Here is a 581-nt window from a genome sequence, read left to right as displayed (position 1 = left end):
GCAATTTAATTTGTGCGGAATATTTCATATCTGTGTAGTATGCCCATTTATTTATTAACGAATCTTGGGGATACCATGGCGCTGAAGTCCACGATCTATAAAGTTACTTTGCAACTAAGTGACTTTGATCGAGATCATTACCAAAGCTACTCGCTTAATGTTGCACTTCACCCATCTGAAACCATTGAACGTATGTTGCTTCGTTTGCTTGCTTTTTCATTGTATGCAGATGAAGCGCTAAGTTTTACCAAGGGTTTATCGACTGATGATGAGCCGGATATCTGGCTCAAGTCTTTATCCGACGAAATAGAGTTGTGGATCGACTTGGGCTTACCTGATTTAAAACGTATCCGTAAAGCTTCAGGTCGCTCAGATAAAGTTGTTGTATTGGCTTATGGCGGACAAAAGGTTGCCCCCTGGTTCGACGGGTTAGCAAAGGATTTGAAGCGTATAGCTAATTTGTCTGTCTTGCGTGCAGAGATGGCTGATATCGAGCCACTGCTTGCGCATGTCGAAAGAACGATGGAGCTCGTTGTGATGATTCAGGATGGAAGTTTGAATGTAAGCTTGGGGGAGAGTGT

The 581-nt window shown here is 42.9% G+C and carries 1 protein-coding gene; it reads left to right on the top strand.

The features are described 5' to 3' along the window. Positions 1-75: 75 nt before the first annotated feature. Positions 76-581: YaeQ family protein (locus tag A3735_RS23060; RefSeq protein ID WP_068638732.1), on the top strand; the 506-nt coding region annotated here is incomplete at its 3' end.

It is taken from the genome of Oleiphilus sp. HI0061, assembly GCF_001635675.1.
Note: the sequence above shows the minus strand (reverse complement) of the source record. Positions and strands in the feature narration are given on the sequence as shown.